The organism is Rosettibacter sp. KY25, assembly GCF_057554405.1.
The window spans coordinates 21378-38347 of record NZ_BAAJAO010000001.1; the positions used below are offsets into that span (position 1 = coordinate 21378).

Sequence of the window (16970 nt, forward strand, 5' to 3'; positions counted from 1 at the left end):
TTATTTTGCATCAGCAAATCAGAAAAAACTTACTTAACATGATATTACAGTTCACAGAAGAACAAGAAATGCTGCGTTCAATGGTAAGAGAATTCACGAACGCAGAAATTAAACCGTTGGCAAAAAAAATTGACGAACAAGAGTTTATTCCGCAAGAATTAATTAAGAAAATTGCAGAAGTTGGATTATTGGGAACTGCATTCCCTGAAAAATATGGAGGAGGAGGTTTTGGCGAAGTTGGTTACTGCATTGCACAAGAAGAAGTTGCAAGAGGCTGTGGTGCTACTGCTACTTTTATTGGGGCACATCAATCAATTGGAACAAATGCAATTTACATTGGGGGTTCTGAAGAATTAAAACAAAAATATTTACCTTCGCTAACATCTGGTGAGAAAATAGCTGCATTTTGTCTTACAGAAGCTCAAGCTGGTTCAGATTCATTTAACTTAAAAACCACAGCAACTAAAAAAAACGGCAAATGGATTATTAATGGTGAAAAACTCTGGATTACCAATGGAGCTATAGCAGATGTATTTTCTGTTTTTGCAAGAACAGAAAAAGGAATAACAGGTTTTGTTGTCGAAAAAAATTTCGAAGGTGTAGAAATTGGCCCAAACGAAAAAAAACTTGGGATACGAGGAAGTGTAACCAATGCAATAAGATTTAACAATGTTGAAGTTCCTCCTGAAAACATAATCGGAACAGAAGGACGAGGATTTGCAATTGCAATGAAAACACTTGATGCAGGAAGATTAACTGTTGGAGCGTGTAGTATTGGAGCTGCTAAAGAATTACTTGAACTTTCTGTTCAATATGCAAATCAAAGAGTTCAATTTGACCAGCCAATTTCACAATTTGAAGCAATTCAATTTATGATTGCAGATATGACAACAAAAATTTATTTGATGGAAAGCATCCTTTATCGAGCTGCAGAAAAATATGATAAAGGTATGGACATAAGTCACGATGCAGCAATTGTTAAACTTTATTGTTCAGAAGCAGTCTCAAAAATTGCTGATATGGCAGTTCAAATTCATGGTGGAATGGGATATTCAAGAGAACTTCCAATTGAAAGATTTTATAGAGATGTAAGAATTCTAAAAATTTTTGAAGGAACAAGTGAGATTCAGAAATTAATAATCAGCAGAAAAACTATAAAGAATCAAGGCAAGTGGAAATTCAATGGCTAAACTATTAGTGATTCCTTCAATCGATATACAGGATGGAAAAACTGTTAGAGTTGTTCAAGGCATTCCAGAATTAAATTGTCCAGCATACGGAAACGACCCCGTAGAGATGGCACTCATTTGGCGCGCCGAAAATGCAAAGTGTCTTCATGTTGTTGACTTCAACGCTGCATGGGAACATTCAAATGTTAATCATGAAATTATCAGAAAAATCTGCGAAGCTGTTATTATTCCAGTTGAACTTGGTGGAGGCATCAGAAACCTTGAAGATGCTAAAATTGCTTTTGATTTAGGTGTAACAAGAATTGTAATTGGAACACTTGCTTTCGAAAATCCAAAAGAATTTTCTAAAATTCTTGAAACTTTTACACCAAACAGAGTTGTAGCAGCAATTGATGTAATAGAAAATCAAGTTGTTACTCGCGGAAGAAGAGTCTTTACAGGAATTAATGCTTTAGACTACGCACGCATGCTGAAAGACCTTGGTGCACAACGCTATGTTGTAACAGATGTTAGAAGAAATGGAATGATGCTCGGACCAAATATTGAACTTTCAAAAAATATTGCAGAGGTTACTGAAAGAAAAGTTACACACTCCGGCGGAATTGGCGGTTACCACGATTTGATTAAATTACAAAAAGAAACTGAAGGTTATGTAGATTCTGTAATTATTGGCAGAGCATTATACGAAAATAAATTTCCATGTCAAAAAATCTGGCGTGTTGCCGAAGCAGGATTATTTAATTAGAGATTATAAATGGAAAACAAAACAAAAGTAAATAGCAGTTTCTGGGCAAATTTGTTTAAGACCCCAACAGAAAAAAGTGATTTGGAACAAGTGCTTTTGTCAATGCCGCCATTTAAAAATCTTAACAGCAAGAATTTTGCATCATTATTAAAATTATTTCACAACCGAGTTTATGCTGCTAATGAATATATTTTTTATCAAAATGACCCAGGAATTGGTTTATATATAATAGTTAATGGAGAAATTTTAATAACATTTGAAGCTGAAGATAATGAAAGATTTGACCTTGCACATCTAATGCGTGGTGATTTTTTTGGCGAGTTAGCTCTGCTTGATAACGAAAAACGTTCTGCTTCTGCAATCGCACTTAAAGATTCACAACTCGCTGTAATTTTTAAGCCAGATTTGGATGAATTTATTGAATCTCATCCTCTTGAAGGAATAAAAATTTTAAGAGGAATTACTCAAATAATTTCAAGAAGATTAAGAAATCTTAATCAAGATTACATTGAACTTTATAATAAATATAGAAAAAAGTGAGGTGGACTATGGGAATGATAGATAAAATTCTTGTGCCAATTGATTTTTCTGATTATTCAAAAAATGCATTGAAATATGCAGTTCAATTTGCCAAGCATTTTAATTCTTCGATGTACTTAATTTATGTAATTGAACCTGTCATCTACCCTGCAGATTTTAGCATGGGACAAGTTGCAATCCCAGCAATGGATGCAAATATACAAGCAAGAGCAGAAGAAGAACTTAGCAATCTTGCAAAAAATTATGTTGACCCTTCAATAAAAGTTGAAATAATAATTAAAACAGGCAAACCTTTTGTCGAAATTAATGAAACAGCAAAAGAAAAAGATATTGATTTAATAATTATTGCAACGCATGGACATACAGGCGTAGAACATTTACTATTTGGAAGCACAGCAGAAAAAGTTGTAAGGAAAGCACCCTGCCCTGTTTTAACTTTGCGTGAGCCAATAAAAGGTTTTAAGTTCAATCAAAATATTTCATAATTATTTACTTCTGAATGAAAAATTTTGACAAAGAATTGCTGAAATTAGTTAATAACAAAACTTCTGGCAGCAGTGAACTTCTTATACTTCTTCATGAACACTTAAAAAAAGAAAGAAAGATTTTTCAATTATTCCCTTCCATGATAACTGAACTTCAAAAAAAATTTTCTTCATTTGAAAACATTCAAAACTACCTTGATGAATTCTATAATGAAATCAAAAATAAAAGAAGCCTTGACAAATTCTTTGATAAATATGATAAAAGTTTATTAAGCGTGTATGATAGCATCTTTTTCAAATCAAGAGATGAGTTAATTAAAAACAAAAACTTCATTACTATTTCAAACAGCAAAACTGTTCTTGAAATCTTAAAGAGAATTAAAAAAGAAAAACCGAAAATCACTGTTTATGTTTCGGAATCAAGACCAAAGTTCGAGGGCAGAATTTTAGCTCGAAAACTTGCTGAAGAAAAAATTAATGTCGTATTAATTACTGAAGCAATGTTGAGCAATTATGTAAAAAAATCTGATGCTGCATTAATTGGCGCAGATATGATTTTAAAAAATGGCAATGTCGTAAACAAAGTTGGAAGTTCAGTATTGGCAATTCTTTGCAAGCATTATAAAATTCCTTTCTATGTTCTGGCTGATAAAAGTAAATTTTCTTCAAAAAATAATTTTCATAGAAAAGATATGCCCTCTACAGAAATTTGGCGCAGTTCATTAAATATTAAAATCCCAAATTATTATTTCGAAGAGATAGATAAAAAACTTATTACAAAAATATTTACTTCTTAATCAATTCTAAATTTTGCAATAATTCTCTTGCGTTTTTAGCCAATTTACTATTCGGTTCCTTTTTTATAACTTCATTCCAGTAAAATTTTGCTTTTTGATTATCCCCTTTAACATGAGAAATTACACCAAGATTGTATAATGCAAGTGGATAATCTTTTCGGATTGTTAAGATTTTATTTGACATTTCCTCAGCTTTATCAAGTTCACCTTTATTGAAATACAAAAATGTCAAATGTTGCAATACATCAACTCTTTTTGAATCGATTTTCAAAATTTTTTCATAAAGTTCAATTGCTTTATCATGCTGGTGAGCAAGAGTTAACATATCGGCATAATTTCTAATTTTAACAGTATCATTAGGATTTTTTTCATAATCTTCTTTTAACTGATTTAACTTCTCAACAGCTTCCTTAGCAACATTAGATTTCGAAGGCATGTTTTCGCTGTTTTGAGTCATCCCTATGTGAATATCATCATTTGGCATTTGACCATGAGGATTTATTTGTTGTTTTGAAGCTGATTCTTTTGCACTTGATGAGAATATAATTAACGAAATGATAAATGCTACAAAAAGTATAAGATAGATATATAACGACTTAACTTTCATATAATCTCCATTATTCAAAATTGTGGCTGCCAAATTAAGAATATTTTTCTAAAGTTTTTATTCTTTCCTTGATTTAACTTTTTATTTCGGTTTTTATAAATAAATTAATTTCATATGAACTATAATCAAAATTTCAGTGTTTGCCAGAATGAATTTTCAAAATCAAGGAAATAAAAATCATTCTGTTAGTCAAATATTTTCTAAAAAATTCGATAATAGCTTTGAGTTTTAAAATCTTTGTTGGATTGAAAATTTTTATAGACAATTAAATTAAAATTTATTAATTTTGGATGTGAAATTTTGTTTAACATATCAAAGAGCTGCTATTATAAATCTTTATACTTTCTTGGAACACATCCACATAAGAAGGAATTAATTAAATCAAAATAGCTCTAAGAAGTAGAAAAATTTTTTACCTGAAAATATGGTAAAATAAGGGAACAATTTTGTATTACTTAAAGTTGAAGCTCAGAAAAATTTAACTAACTACAAATAAATTAAGGAGAGATGCAGATTTGAAGATTACGAAGCAATTTACGAACAGAGAAAGTAAATCTTTAGATCAATACTTACAGGAGATTGGCAAAGTTGACCTCCTAACACCGGAGGAAGAGATTGAATTAGCCAAAAGAATCAAAAAGGGCGATAAAGCTGCGCTCGACAAACTAACAAAAGCTAACCTTAGATTTGTTGTTAGTGTTGCAAAACAATATCAAAATCAAGGGTTACCTTTAGGTGACTTGATTAATGAAGGTAATCTTGGACTTATTAAAGCTGGTCAAAGATTTGACGAAACACGCGGATTTAAGTTTATTTCATACGCTGTCTGGTGGATTCGTCAGTCTATCATGCAGGCAATTGCAGAGCAGTCAAGAATGGTGCGCCTGCCATTAAATAGAGTTGGCGCATTAAATAAAATGAGCAAGGCTCTAAGCCAGCTCGAACAAGAATACGAAAGACGTCCAAATCCTGAAGAAATTGCTGAACAGCTTGATATGGATGTTCAGGATGTTACTTATGCAATGCAGATTGCAGGACGTCATATTTCTATGGATGCTCCATTTGCTCATAGTGAAGACAGCAACAACAGTTTGCTTGATGTTATGCCAAATGAGGATCAACCACCACCAGACCATTCTTTAATGAAAGAATCTCTTAAAGCTGAAATTGAACGTTCTCTTTCTACTTTAACTGAAAGAGAAGCAGAAGTTATCAGATTATATTTTGGTTTAGGAAAAGAACACTCTCTTACTCTTGAAGAAATTGGAGAAAAATTAAATCTCACCCGCGAGCGTGTTCGTCAAATCAAAGAAAAAGCTTTAATAAGATTACGTCATTCTTCACGAAGTAAAAACTTAAAAGCTTATTTAGGATAATCAGTAGAGCGAACTTCGGTTCGCTCTATTTTTTTATTCATATATAAATTTCTCGCCAACTAATCCCTCTTTCAAAAACTCATAATTATTACTTCCTTATAAATAACCTTATTATATTTGTAAAAAAATTATGAGGCATTATGATATCTCTTGAAAAATATTTTGAAAAATATCGTAATAACATTGTAGGCATAAACCAGTATTTTGAAGGTCCTTTTGGGAAGAAAAAAATAGTTTATGCCGATTGGATTGCCAGCGGAAGATTATATGGACCAATTGAAAATATTTTAAAAGAAAGATTTGGACCATTTGTAGGCAACACTCATTCTGAATCGTCCATTACAGGAACATCGATGACAAAAGCATACAAAGAGGCAAAAAGAATAATCAAACAACATGTGAATGCTAATCAAAATGATGTTTTAATTTTTTCTGGTTATGGGATGACTTCTGCAATAAATAAATTCCAACGTATTCTTGGTTTAAGATTGCCTGAACAACTTCAAAAATATGTTCACATTCCTAAAGAAGAAAAGCCAGTAGTTTTCTTAACTCATATGGAACATCATTCTAATCAAACTTCATGGCTTGAAACAATTTGTGATGTAGTATTAATTGAACCTGATGAAAAAGGCCTGGTAAATATCAATCATCTTGAACATTTATTAAAATTATATGAGCATCGTAAATTAAAAATTGGTTCATTTACTGCAGCATCAAATGTAACCGGAATTCAACCACCCATTTACAAAATGGCAGAATTAATGCATAAATATGATGGGGTTTGTTTTGTTGATTTTGCAGCTGCAGCCCCTTATGTAGATATCAACATGCATCCAGAAATTGAAGAACAAAAATTAGATGCAATATTTTTCTCACCTCATAAATTCTTAGGAGGACCAGGAACATCAGGTGTATTAATTTTTGATTCAAAATTATATAACAGAAGGGTGCCCGACCATCCAGGCGGTGGAACTGTTGATTGGACTAATCCATGGGGCGAGCATAAATACATTGAAGATATTGAAACAAGAGAAGACGGCGGAACCCCAGGTTTTCTTCAAGCAATTAAATCTGCTTTAGTTGTAAAACTTAAAGAAGAAATGGGTGTGGAAAATATACTTCAACGAGAACATGAATTATTATCACTTGCTTTTGACAAGCTAAAAAAAATTAATGGACTTCATATACTCGCAGCTGAGCATGAAGAACGGCTTGGAGTTATTTCATTTTATTTAGAAAATATTCATTACAATTTAATGGTAAAACTGCTCAATGATAAATATGGCATACAAGTAAGAGGCGGATGTTCCTGTGCTGGAACTTATGGTCATTACTTACTTCATGTTGATCCGACAAGGTCAAAACATATTACTGAAAAAATTAATCAAGGTGATTTATCAGAAAAACCTGGCTGGGTTCGTCTTTCAATTCATCCTACAATGACAAACGATGAACTAATATTCATCACAGATGCAATAGAAGAAATTATTAATAATGTCGAAAAATTGTCTAAAGATTATATCTACTCAAAAAAAACTAATGAATACACACACATTTATTACACCGAAGAAAAATGGCAGCACATTCAAGATTGGTTTGAAGTAATTTGAAAATTCGTTCATATTTTTTTACGAACCTTAATTATTAATTAAAATAATCTTAAGAATTATTGACAAGCTGCTTATTTTTTTTCTATATTTGCACTGGTTATGAAAACAAGAAAAGTTACATATTACTTCAATTCAGTCTGGGCTTGGTGCTGGTGGAATTATTTTATTCGCACTATCTCAGTGACTTGAAGTAATATAAATATTTTTCTAACAAAACCCTTCTTAGTAGTCACTGAGAAGGGTTTTTTGTTTTAAAGGAATTTACAATGGAAAAAGAAAAATTTTTAGAACTATCGCAAAAATATAACATAGTACCAGTTTATCAAAGAATTGCAGCAGATTTACTTACTCCTGTTTCTGCATATCTAAAAATTAGAAACAAAAATTATTCTACTTTTTTATTGGAATCTGTTGAAGGAATCGGCAGATTAGCACGATATTCATTTATTGGATTAAATCCCTCTGAAATTATTTCCAATAATTATAATGAAATTACTATTAAAAATTCTGCCGCAACTGAAAAAATCTACGGCAATATATTCGATTTCCTTAAAAATAAAATTAACAATTTTTCTTATCCCAAAATTGATGAACTCCCCTATTTCTCTGGTGGATTAGTAGGATTTATTGGTTTTGATAATATCTCTCTGATTGAAGATAGTATTTTGTATAATTCCAAATCAGGAGACATAGCACCAGATTCCATTCTTGGACTTTATAACACACTCATTGTTTTTGACCATTTTAAGCATCAGATAATTTTGATTCAAAATGTTGATTGCTTTGATAAGATTAATATCAAAGAAAAGTATGAACAAGCAATACTTGAACTTCAAAAACTTAAAAGCATATTAAATAATAACATTGAATTCAAATCTGATTTCAAAGCTAATCCTAAACAACTGAGTAATTATGAAGAGGAAGAATTTTGTGAACTTGTGAGATTGTCGAAAAAAAACATTTACAACGGCGATGTATTTCAAATTGTTCTTTCGAAAAGATTTGAAGCTGAATATCAAGGAGATCCATTTAATGTTTACAGAGCATTAAGAATGATTAATCCTTCACCATACATGTATTTCATGGAATTTGACAATGGCTTCAAAATAATTGGTACTTCACCAGAAGATTTATTAAAAGTAAAAAACAGAAAAGCAGAAATTCTACCAATAGCAGGTACAAGAAGACGAGGCAGAACAGAAGAAGAAGATTTAGAACTAGAAATGGATTTGCTTAACGACCCAAAAGAAATTGCAGAACATGTTATGCTTGTCGATTTAGCAAGAAACGACCTCGGGAGATTTTGTAAACTCGGTTCAGTAAAAATAAGTGAAAGGATGAAAATCAACAGATTCTCTCATGTAATGCACATAGTATCTCGTGTTGAAGGAATATTGCGAGATGATGCTGATTGTATAGATGCACTCAAAGCATCGTTCCCAGCCGGTACAGTAACAGGAGCTCCCAAAATTAGAGCTATTCAATTAATAAATGAATACGAAAAAATTAAACGAGGATTATATGCCGGCGCTGTAGGTTATATCGATTTCAGCGGGAATTTAGATATGTGTATTGCAATTAGAACTTTATTTGCAACAAGAGATAAAATCTACTGGCAGGCTGGAGCCGGTATTGTTGCAGACAGTAAACCTGAGCTCGAACTAAAAGAAATTAAAAACAAATCAGCTGCTTTGGTTAGTGCACTAAAATGTGCGGAGGTAATCGATGAAAATCTTAGTAATTGACAACTACGATTCTTTTACATATAACCTTGTTCAACTAATTGGTCAATTTACAGATAACATTATTGTAAAAAGAAATGACAAAACATCAGTTGATGAAATAAAAGAAATTAATCCTGATAAAATTGTTATTTCTCCGGGTCCTGGAACACCGGAAGATACAGGAATTACTATCGATGTCATAAAAAATTTTGGTTCGAATACTCCAATACTTGGAGTATGTCTTGGGCATCAAACAATTGGTTATTACTTCGGTGGAAATGTTATCAATGCTCCCTATTTGATGCACGGCAAAACTTCCCACATTATTCATGATGGAAAAACAATCTTTAAAAATATTGAACAAAAATTTGATGCAGGACGATATCACTCTTTAATAATTGATAAAAAGAATTTTCCAGATGTGCTTGAAATTTCGGCACATACAGAAGATGACATTATAATGGGAATCAGACATAAAAATTTCCCAATTGAAGGGATTCAATTTCATCCAGAATCTATATTAACAAAAGTAGGTTATCAATTAATTAAAAATTGGATTGAACTATGATTAATAATTACATTGAAAAAGTTGCTTCCGGCATAAACTTAACTGTTGAAGAAGCTTATGAATCAATGACACACATCATGAATGGTTCATGTAATAATTCTCAAATTGCCGGATTTTTGCTTGCTTTAAAAACAAAAGGCGAAACCCCGGAAGAAGTTGCAGGTTTTGTTAAAGCAATGCGAAACAAAAGCATAAAAATTAATTCAGATGAAAATGTAATTGATGTATGCGGCACAGGAGGAGATGGTTCCAATACATTTAATATTTCAACTGCAGCTGCATTTGTTGTTGCTGGTTGTGGTGTTAAGGTAGCAAAGCATGGAAATAAATCAATATCAAGTAAATGCGGAAGTGCAGATGTTCTTTCACATCTTGGAATCAACATTAATCTCTCCCCTTCTGCTGCAGAAGAAGCTTTGAACAAAATAGGAATCACATTTTTATTTGCTCCTCTTTATCATCCAGCAATGAAATATGCAGCAGAAGTTAGAAGAGAATTAGGTATGAGAACTGTATTTAATATTCTTGGACCATTAACTAATCCTGCTAATACAAAAAAGCAATTAATAGGAACTTTCAATAATCAAGCTGCTGAATTGATGTCGAAAGCTGCATCATATCTTGATATGCAAAAAGTATGTTTTGTTTGCACAGAAAATAGTCTTGATGAAATTTCTCTTACAGAAAAGACAGATGTATTTGAACATAATAAATCATCTTTAAGAAAATACCAAATTTCTTACGAAACATTTGGTTACAAAAAAGTTGATAAAAAAAATATTCAAAGCAATTCTGTTGAAAAAAATGCAGAAATGATTCTTTCAGTTTTGAGAGATAAAGTAAAGAACGACGCATTCTATGTCGTTTCAGCAAATGCAACAATGGCACTTTATGCAGCAGATTTTTCAAATGACTTAAATGAATGCCGCCTTGCAGCTGAAGAATCAATTCTTTCCGGCAAAGCATATGAAAAGTTGCTTTCACTAAAATCTTTTGGAGAAAATTATCAATGAATTTTTTAAGCAAAATACTCGAAGTGAAGAAAGAAGAAGTGAAAAGTCTTAAGCAGAAATTCACGCTTTCATCATTTATGGATGAAGAATTTTTTAATTCAAAAACAATCAGTTTTAATAAGGCAATAAATCAACCTGACAGAATTTCATTGATTGCGGAGATAAAAAAAGCAAGTCCATCAAAAGGGAATTTAATTGATAACTTTAACCACATAAATATTGCTTCAATTTATATGGACTGCTCCGTTCAGACAATTTCAGTGCTAACAGACAATAATTTTTTCAAAGGTCATATTAATTATCTTAAAGAGATTGCAAGAATGAAAACTGTCCCTCTTTTAAGAAAAGATTTCATAATTGATGAATACCAAATTTATGAAGCAAAAGCATTTGGAGGTGATGCAGTTCTTCTTATTGCAGAAGCTTTGTCGAAAAATCAAATTGAAAATTTAACTTCTGCTGCAAATGAATGCGGATTAGAAGTTTTATTAGAACTTCATTCTATCACTCAATTAGAAAAAATTGATTTCAACAAAAATTATCTAATTGGAATTAATAATAGAAACCTGGAAACATTCGAAGTCGATTTAAGCACAACTTTAAAAGTTTTAGAGCATTTACCTGAAAATGTAATTGTTGTATCTGAAAGTGGAATTAATACAAAAGAAGATATTAACAAAATTATGAATACAAAAGTTAATGCAGTTTTAGTTGGTGAATATTTTATGAAATCTGAAAACATTGAAAAAAGTGTTAAAGAATTTATTCAGTTCTGCAAAAAATGAGATGAAAAATGAGAGTAAAAATTTGTGGGATTACAAATATTAATGATGCATCAATTTGTTGTGATTTAGGTGCAGATGCGCTTGGTTTTGTTTTCTACAAAAAGAGCAAGCGTTTCATTAATTATTCTACTGCAGAAAAAATTATTAAACATCTTCCTGCATTTATTGCAAAGGTTGGAGTATTTGTAGATAACAACGTTGAGGAGATAAATCAAATTTCACAAAAAATTGGATTAACACACATTCAATTGCATGGCAATGAAGATATTGATTTTGCATCTCAAATTATTTTACCTGTTATTAAAAGTTTTCGCATAGACGAACAATTTGATTTCAAAAAACTAAACGAATACAAAAATTGCGAATTTCTGTTAGACTCTTTTTCTCATGAAGCTTTGGGAGGTACGGGAAAATCTTTTAACTGGAATTTAATTCCAAAAAATTTAAGAGATAAAATAATATTAGCTGGAGGAGTATCAATTGAAAATATTGAATACATCTACAAAAACATACAACCGCAGGCTGTTGACCTTTCTTCATCTGTTGAAATAAAGCCTGGCAAAAAAAGTCATAAGAAACTAAAAGAATTTTTTAAAGTTGTAAATAATCTTAGATACTCATGCACAAATCAATGATACAAAAAATTTACAAACAAAATAAAACATATCTTTATGTTCCGGTGCATACACTCCTCTCGAGCCCTCTGAGCTTTCACAAAATGAAAGTCTTAAGGGCTCGAGCAAATTTTTAATTATCATCAAAAAAAAATGAGAACAAAATGAATACTTACAATTTTCCTGATTCAAACGGCAAATTTGGAATTTATGGCGGAAGATTTGTTCCAGAAACATTAATTCCAGCACTTTATGAACTTGAATCAGTTTATAATCAACTAAAAAATGATTCTGAATTTATTAGTGAATATCACAAGCTTCAAAAAGAATATAATGGGAGACCCACACCTCTTACTTTTGCAAGCAGATTAACAGAATATTATGGTAAAGCAAAAATATATTTAAAGCGAGAAGATTTATGTCACACAGGTGCACACAAACTAAACAATGCACTTGGCCAGATTTTAATAGCAAAAAAATTGGGTAAAAAAAGAATTATAGCGGAGACAGGAGCTGGACAGCATGGAGTTGCTACAGCTACAGTTTGTGCAAGATTTGGAATTAAATGTGTCGTTTACATGGGAGAAAAAGATATTGAACGACAAAAACCAAATGTTTTTAGAATGAAACTGCTTGGCGCTGATGTTATCCCAGTTTCATCTGGCAGTAAAACACTTAAGGATGCTACCAACGAAGCAATTAGAGATTGGGTAACTAATGTAAAAGATACTCACTATATTATTGGTTCTGTTGTTGGTCCTCATCCATACCCAATGATAGTCAGGGATTTTCAATCAATAATTGGAATAGAAACTAAAGAACAAATTTTATCAATAGAAAAACGACTGCCAGATTATATCATTGCATGTGTTGGAGGCGGCTCGAATGCCATTGGAATTTTTTATCCTTTTATTAATAATGAAAATGTAAAACTAATTGGAATTGAAGCAGCAGGATATGGAATTAACACAAATAAACATTGTGCAACTTTGAGTCTTGGTTCACCAGGAATTTTTCAAGGTATGCTTACATATCTTTTGCAAAATGAAGATGGACAGGTTTCAGAAGCTCATTCAATTTCGGCAGGACTTGATTATCCTGGAGTTGGACCCGAGCATTCATTGCTCAAAGATATTTCTCGAGTTAAATATTCATCTGTAACCGATGAAGAAGCCTTAAATGCTGCTTATCTTTTAACTCGTCTTGAAGGAATACTACCAGCATTAGAAAGTGCACATGCAATAGCCTATCTTGAAAAATTTATTCATCAAACAAATCATGATGAAATTATTATAATTAATTTAAGCGGAAGAGGAGATAAAGATTTATCAACTTATATGGATAATTTTAAGGAAAATCTATAATGAGTTACATTCATAATTATATCGAAAAATTAAACAATCAAAAAAGAAAAGCATTATCAATTTTTCTTACAGCCGGTTTTCCAGATAAAAAAAAATTTGCAGAATTAGCAAAAGCTGTTTTAGATGCTGGAGCCGATATGCTTGAATTAGGAATACCATTCAGTGACCCACTTGCTGATGGTCCTATTATTCAAACATCATCTAATATTGCACTTAATAATAATGTTACTACTCATGATGTCTTAAAATATGCTGAAATTATTTCAAAGTATTCTGAAAAACCCATAATACTAATGGGCTATGCAAATCCTATCAACAAATACAATAAATTAAATTTCTTTAATGATGCTGCTAATGCAGGTGTGAAAGGTTTAATTGTTCCAGATATACCGCTTGAAGAATATGATTCCTTCTATGACTGTGATACAAAAAATTTAGATATAATTTTGCTTACAACTCCCACTTCAACAAATGAAAGAATAATATCTATTGATAATAAAAGCAAAGGATTTGTTTATTGCGTTAGCGTTACAGGCACTACAGGAATAAAAGATTATTTCAGCAATGAGACATTTGAAAATCTTAAACGAACTTATTCTTTAATCAAAAAAAACAAAATGCTAATTGGTTTTGGAATATCTAAACCAGATGATGTTAAAAATTTTTCTCCTTATTGTGATGGAGTAATTGTTGGGAGCAGAATTATTAAATCGATTCTTAATGGTGATACATTTGATGACACTTTAAAAATTATTCATGAATTGAGCACGGCATGCGAGGATTAGGTATCTATGAAATGCAGGATTGATGTATCATAATTGCAAAATTATAAGATTACAAAATTGCAATATTGAAAGATTACAAGAATGCAAATTGCAAGATTGCATAATTACACGATTTCGAAATTGGGAGATTTTGGTATTGAAGAGAATATTAGTGTTGCAGATTAAAGGTTATAAAGTAGCGAGTATAAATTTCTGCGGCTTGAATTAAGCCGCAGATTTTATGATAGAATGAATAAAATCAAAACTGCATTATCTCTCAACTCTTCCTGAACCGCCGCTTTTAACTAATTTTTCAACTTCATCTAAAGAGACTAAATTAAAGTCGCCTGGGATTGAATGTTTTAAACAGGATGCTGCTACTGCAAATTCTAAAGCATCTTTAGTATTTTCTTTTGTTAGTAATCCATAAATTAAACCACTTGCAAAAGAATCACCTGCACCTACTCTGTCAACAATTTCAAGATCATATTTTTTTGAACGATATGGAATTTTACAATCTTTATCATCTAGTAAAATTGCACTCCATCCATTTCTCGATGCTGAATAACTTTCTCTTAATGTAATTGCAACAGCCTTGAATCCATAAATATCTTTTAATTTTTTTGCAACATTAAAATATCCTTCTTCACTTAGCTTGCCAGATTCTATATCAGTAGCTTCTGCTTTAATTCCAAGACTCTTTTCAGCATCTTCTTCGTTTGCTATACAAACATCTACAAATTTCATTAAAGGTTTCATTACAGACTGAGCTTCTTCTGTAGTCCACATTTTTGCTCTAAAGTTTAAGTCGCAGCTTACTGTTACATTTTTTTCTTTAGCAATTTGACATGCTTCTGATAAAACTTCTTGAGCATTTTTCCCTAAAGCAGGTGTAATTCCTGTCCAGTGAAACCAGATTGCATTATCAAAAACTTTGTTCCAATCTACTTCTCCTTTTTTCATCAATGCAACAGCTGAATTAGCTCTATCATAAATAACTTTTGAAGGTCTTTGACTTGCGCCCGTTTCCAAAAAATAAATGCCAATCCTATCTCCACCTCGAACAATAAAATCATCTTTGACTCCAAATCTTCTCAAATGATTTACGGCTGCTTGCCCAATTTCATGTTTAGGTAATTTTGTTACATAATAAGATTCAAGCCCATAATTAGCTAACGATACAGCTACATTTGCTTCGCCTCCTCCGAAAGTAACATCAAAACTTTGTGCTTGAACAAATCTTGTAAATCCCGGTGTTGACAAACGAAGCATTATTTCACCAAATGTTACTACTTTTTTTGATTTGTCGATTTTGTTAAACATAGTATTCCTCTTAATTAATTTATTGTCTTTTTACTTTTCATATTTTTTTATCACAAGATATTTTAATTCAGTATCTCCAATATTTCTGATTCCATGCATGCTGTTTGGCGGACAGTAAAAGCTTGAATATGCTTTCCCAATTTTTGTTTCGCCATTAAGATAAAATTCTGCTGTGCCTTCTAATACAAAAAAGAATTCATCTTCAGCATGTTTATGCGGCGGATGGGTTGCCGAGTGAGGAGCGACAACACTTAATTTAAGTGTTCGTCCATCAAGAAAATTTTTATCAACAAACCAATATTGATAACCTACTTCCGTTTTTACAATTTTTTCTGGGTTAAACTCATTTACACAATTTTCAATTGTAAATTTTTTTGTAGATTGACTTGTATCTTTCTCTTGTGAAAATATTATTGACACAGGAACACAAAAAATCAAAAATAATTTTATTAAGTATTTCATTGTATCCTCTAAATTTAATTAATTTATTTCAGCATTGGATTAATACGATTTACAAATTGAAGTGGTAATCCAGCTGCATCTTTAAAATTCATTACAGAATCTCCAGACGGAGTCTGATAAATATCATTTATAAGTTTGGCTCCCTCTGCTAATAATTTTTCTTTCAAAGCTTTTAAATCTTGTACTTCAAAAGCAATATGTAAAGATGAATGAGTTATTTCATTAAAATCTATCACAGGTGAATCTTTATGCTGATAAAATTCAAACATAACATTTTTATTTTGGTCTGCTACAAACATACCAAATGATGGGGCTTTTCCTTCTCTCATAATAACCATATTCAAATTATCAACATACCATTTAGATTTTGCAGGTGAATCGGATACGTTAAATGCAATATGTTCAATGAAAATTCCATTTGCATTAATCATAGGTTTTACTCTTTGTACAAATTGAATTGGTAAGCCCCACGGATCTCTCAAAACCAGAACTTGGTCACCAGAATCAGTTTTTCTTATATCATTTAAAATTGCTGCACCAGCATTCAGTAATTTTTCTTTAATCATTCTAATATTAGATACGCAAAATGCAAGATGAAAAGAATCATAATTAAGATTAAGTGAATCAAGTGTTGGATAATCTTTGTTGTAATTGAATTCAATCATCATATGAATTGATGAATCAGCGACGAATGTGGAATAGTTTGGAGCAGTTCCTTCTCGAATGATTTTCATATTCAAATTTTCAGAATACCACTTAGCAGCGGCAATCGGGTCCTTTACATTTATCCCGATGTGTTCAAATCTTATAATATTTCCTGCTTTTTGGCAGCACGATTCTTGTTTTTTGCAGCCATCGTCTTTTGCATAAAAATAACTTGCAAAAGTTAATATAAAAAGTAATACGGTTGTTATCGAAACAAGTTTATTCTTTTCAAGAAACATTGAAATCACTCCTTTATTAAATTTAATTTAGTATTGTATTCTCAAATCATTTTTTC

At 31.3% G+C, this 16970-nt stretch carries 18 protein-coding genes; 14 read left to right on the forward strand and 4 right to left on the reverse strand.

From position 1 onward, the window contains the following. Positions 1–38: 38 nt before the first annotated feature. Genes AC27L2_RS00115 through AC27L2_RS00135 form a run of 5 tightly spaced genes read left to right on the forward strand, consistent with a single transcriptional unit; the run spans position 39 to position 3757 of the window. Entirely contained in the window at positions 39–1190 is a 1152-nt protein-coding gene (locus AC27L2_RS00115; protein WP_487209621.1) for an acyl-CoA dehydrogenase family protein, read from the forward strand. Continuing rightward, on the forward strand, positions 1183–1935 hold the full coding sequence (locus AC27L2_RS00120) for a 1-(5-phosphoribosyl)-5-[(5-phosphoribosylamino)methylideneamino]imidazole-4-carboxamide isomerase (protein ID WP_487209622.1): 753 nt from the start codon (positions 1183–1185) through the stop codon (positions 1933–1935). Before AC27L2_RS00115 ends, AC27L2_RS00120 begins: the two co-directional genes overlap by 8 nt. 9 nt (positions 1936–1944) lie before the next feature. Continuing rightward, positions 1945–2475, forward strand: a complete 531-nt coding sequence (locus AC27L2_RS00125) for a cyclic nucleotide-binding domain-containing protein (RefSeq protein WP_487209623.1) — start codon at positions 1945–1947, stop codon at positions 2473–2475. A 14-nt stretch (positions 2476–2489) separates the two neighbouring features. After that, positions 2490–2960, forward strand: coding sequence for a universal stress protein (locus tag AC27L2_RS00130; protein WP_487209624.1), 471 nt, complete (start codon positions 2490–2492; stop codon positions 2958–2960). Between the two features lie 14 nt (positions 2961–2974). Next, positions 2975–3757: an eIF2B alpha/beta/delta subunit family protein gene (locus AC27L2_RS00135; RefSeq protein WP_487209625.1), complete on the forward strand. Its 783-nt coding sequence runs from the start codon at positions 2975–2977 to the stop codon at positions 3755–3757. On the opposite strand, the gene AC27L2_RS00140 is transcribed toward AC27L2_RS00135, so the two are convergent. Then, complete coding sequence (locus tag AC27L2_RS00140; RefSeq protein ID WP_487209626.1) at positions 3747–4364, reverse strand: tetratricopeptide repeat protein; 618 nt, start codon at positions 4362–4364, stop codon at positions 3747–3749. The genes AC27L2_RS00135 and AC27L2_RS00140 overlap by 11 nt on opposite strands. A 515-nt stretch (positions 4365–4879) precedes the next feature. On the opposite strand from AC27L2_RS00140, the gene AC27L2_RS00145 reads away from it, so the two are divergent. The 9 genes from AC27L2_RS00145 (at position 4880) to trpA (ending at position 14206) form a co-directional block, all read left to right on the forward strand. Next, entirely contained in the window at positions 4880–5740 is an 861-nt protein-coding gene (locus tag AC27L2_RS00145; protein WP_353676362.1) for a sigma-70 family RNA polymerase sigma factor, read from the forward strand. Positions 5741–5880: 140 nt separating this feature from the next. Continuing rightward, on the forward strand, positions 5881–7353 hold the full coding sequence (locus AC27L2_RS00150) for an aminotransferase class V-fold PLP-dependent enzyme (RefSeq protein WP_487209627.1): 1473 nt from the start codon (positions 5881–5883) through the stop codon (positions 7351–7353). 266 nt (positions 7354–7619) lie between these two features. Beyond that, on the forward strand, positions 7620–9098 hold the full coding sequence (trpE, locus tag AC27L2_RS00155) for an anthranilate synthase component I (protein ID WP_487209628.1): 1479 nt from the start codon (positions 7620–7622) through the stop codon (positions 9096–9098). Next, a complete protein-coding gene (locus AC27L2_RS00160; protein WP_487209629.1) occupies positions 9079–9645 on the forward strand; it encodes an anthranilate synthase component II in 567 nt (188 codons plus the stop codon). Before trpE ends, AC27L2_RS00160 begins: the two co-directional genes overlap by 20 nt. Next, positions 9642–10658 carry an anthranilate phosphoribosyltransferase gene (gene trpD / locus AC27L2_RS00165; RefSeq protein ID WP_487209630.1) on the forward strand — a complete coding sequence of 339 codons (1017 nt, stop codon included), beginning with the start codon at positions 9642–9644 and terminating at the stop codon, positions 10656–10658. Before AC27L2_RS00160 ends, trpD begins: the two co-directional genes overlap by 4 nt. Continuing rightward, complete coding sequence (gene trpC, locus AC27L2_RS00170; protein ID WP_487209631.1) at positions 10655–11443, forward strand: indole-3-glycerol phosphate synthase TrpC; 789 nt, start codon at positions 10655–10657, stop codon at positions 11441–11443. Before trpD ends, trpC begins: the two co-directional genes overlap by 4 nt. 8 nt (positions 11444–11451) lie before the next feature. Beyond that, entirely contained in the window at positions 11452–12078 is a 627-nt protein-coding gene (locus tag AC27L2_RS00175; protein ID WP_487209632.1) for a phosphoribosylanthranilate isomerase, read from the forward strand. Between the two features lie 143 nt (positions 12079–12221). Continuing rightward, a complete protein-coding gene (gene trpB / locus AC27L2_RS00180; RefSeq protein ID WP_487209633.1) occupies positions 12222–13421 on the forward strand; it encodes a tryptophan synthase subunit beta in 1200 nt (399 codons plus the stop codon). Then, positions 13421–14206 carry a tryptophan synthase subunit alpha gene (gene trpA, locus AC27L2_RS00185; protein ID WP_487209634.1) on the forward strand — a complete coding sequence of 262 codons (786 nt, stop codon included), beginning with the start codon at positions 13421–13423 and terminating at the stop codon, positions 14204–14206. Before trpB ends, trpA begins: the two co-directional genes overlap by 1 nt. Before the next feature lie 249 nt (positions 14207–14455). Here the strand turns inward: trpA and AC27L2_RS00190 are convergent, their stop codons facing one another. From AC27L2_RS00190 to AC27L2_RS00200, 3 genes are read right to left on the reverse strand one after another with little or no spacing between them, the layout of a single operon-like run. Continuing rightward, on the reverse strand, positions 14456–15508 hold the full coding sequence (locus tag AC27L2_RS00190; RefSeq protein ID WP_487209635.1) for a PfkB family carbohydrate kinase: 1053 nt from the start codon (positions 15506–15508) through the stop codon (positions 14456–14458). 30 nt (positions 15509–15538) lie between these two features. Then, positions 15539–15970 carry a cupin domain-containing protein gene (locus AC27L2_RS00195; RefSeq protein WP_487209636.1) on the reverse strand — a complete coding sequence of 144 codons (432 nt, stop codon included), beginning with the start codon at positions 15968–15970 and terminating at the stop codon, positions 15539–15541. Positions 15971–15993: 23 nt separating this feature from the next. Next, entirely contained in the window at positions 15994–16914 is a 921-nt protein-coding gene (locus AC27L2_RS00200) for a VOC family protein (protein ID WP_487209637.1), read from the reverse strand. Positions 16915–16970 lie beyond the last annotated feature (56 nt).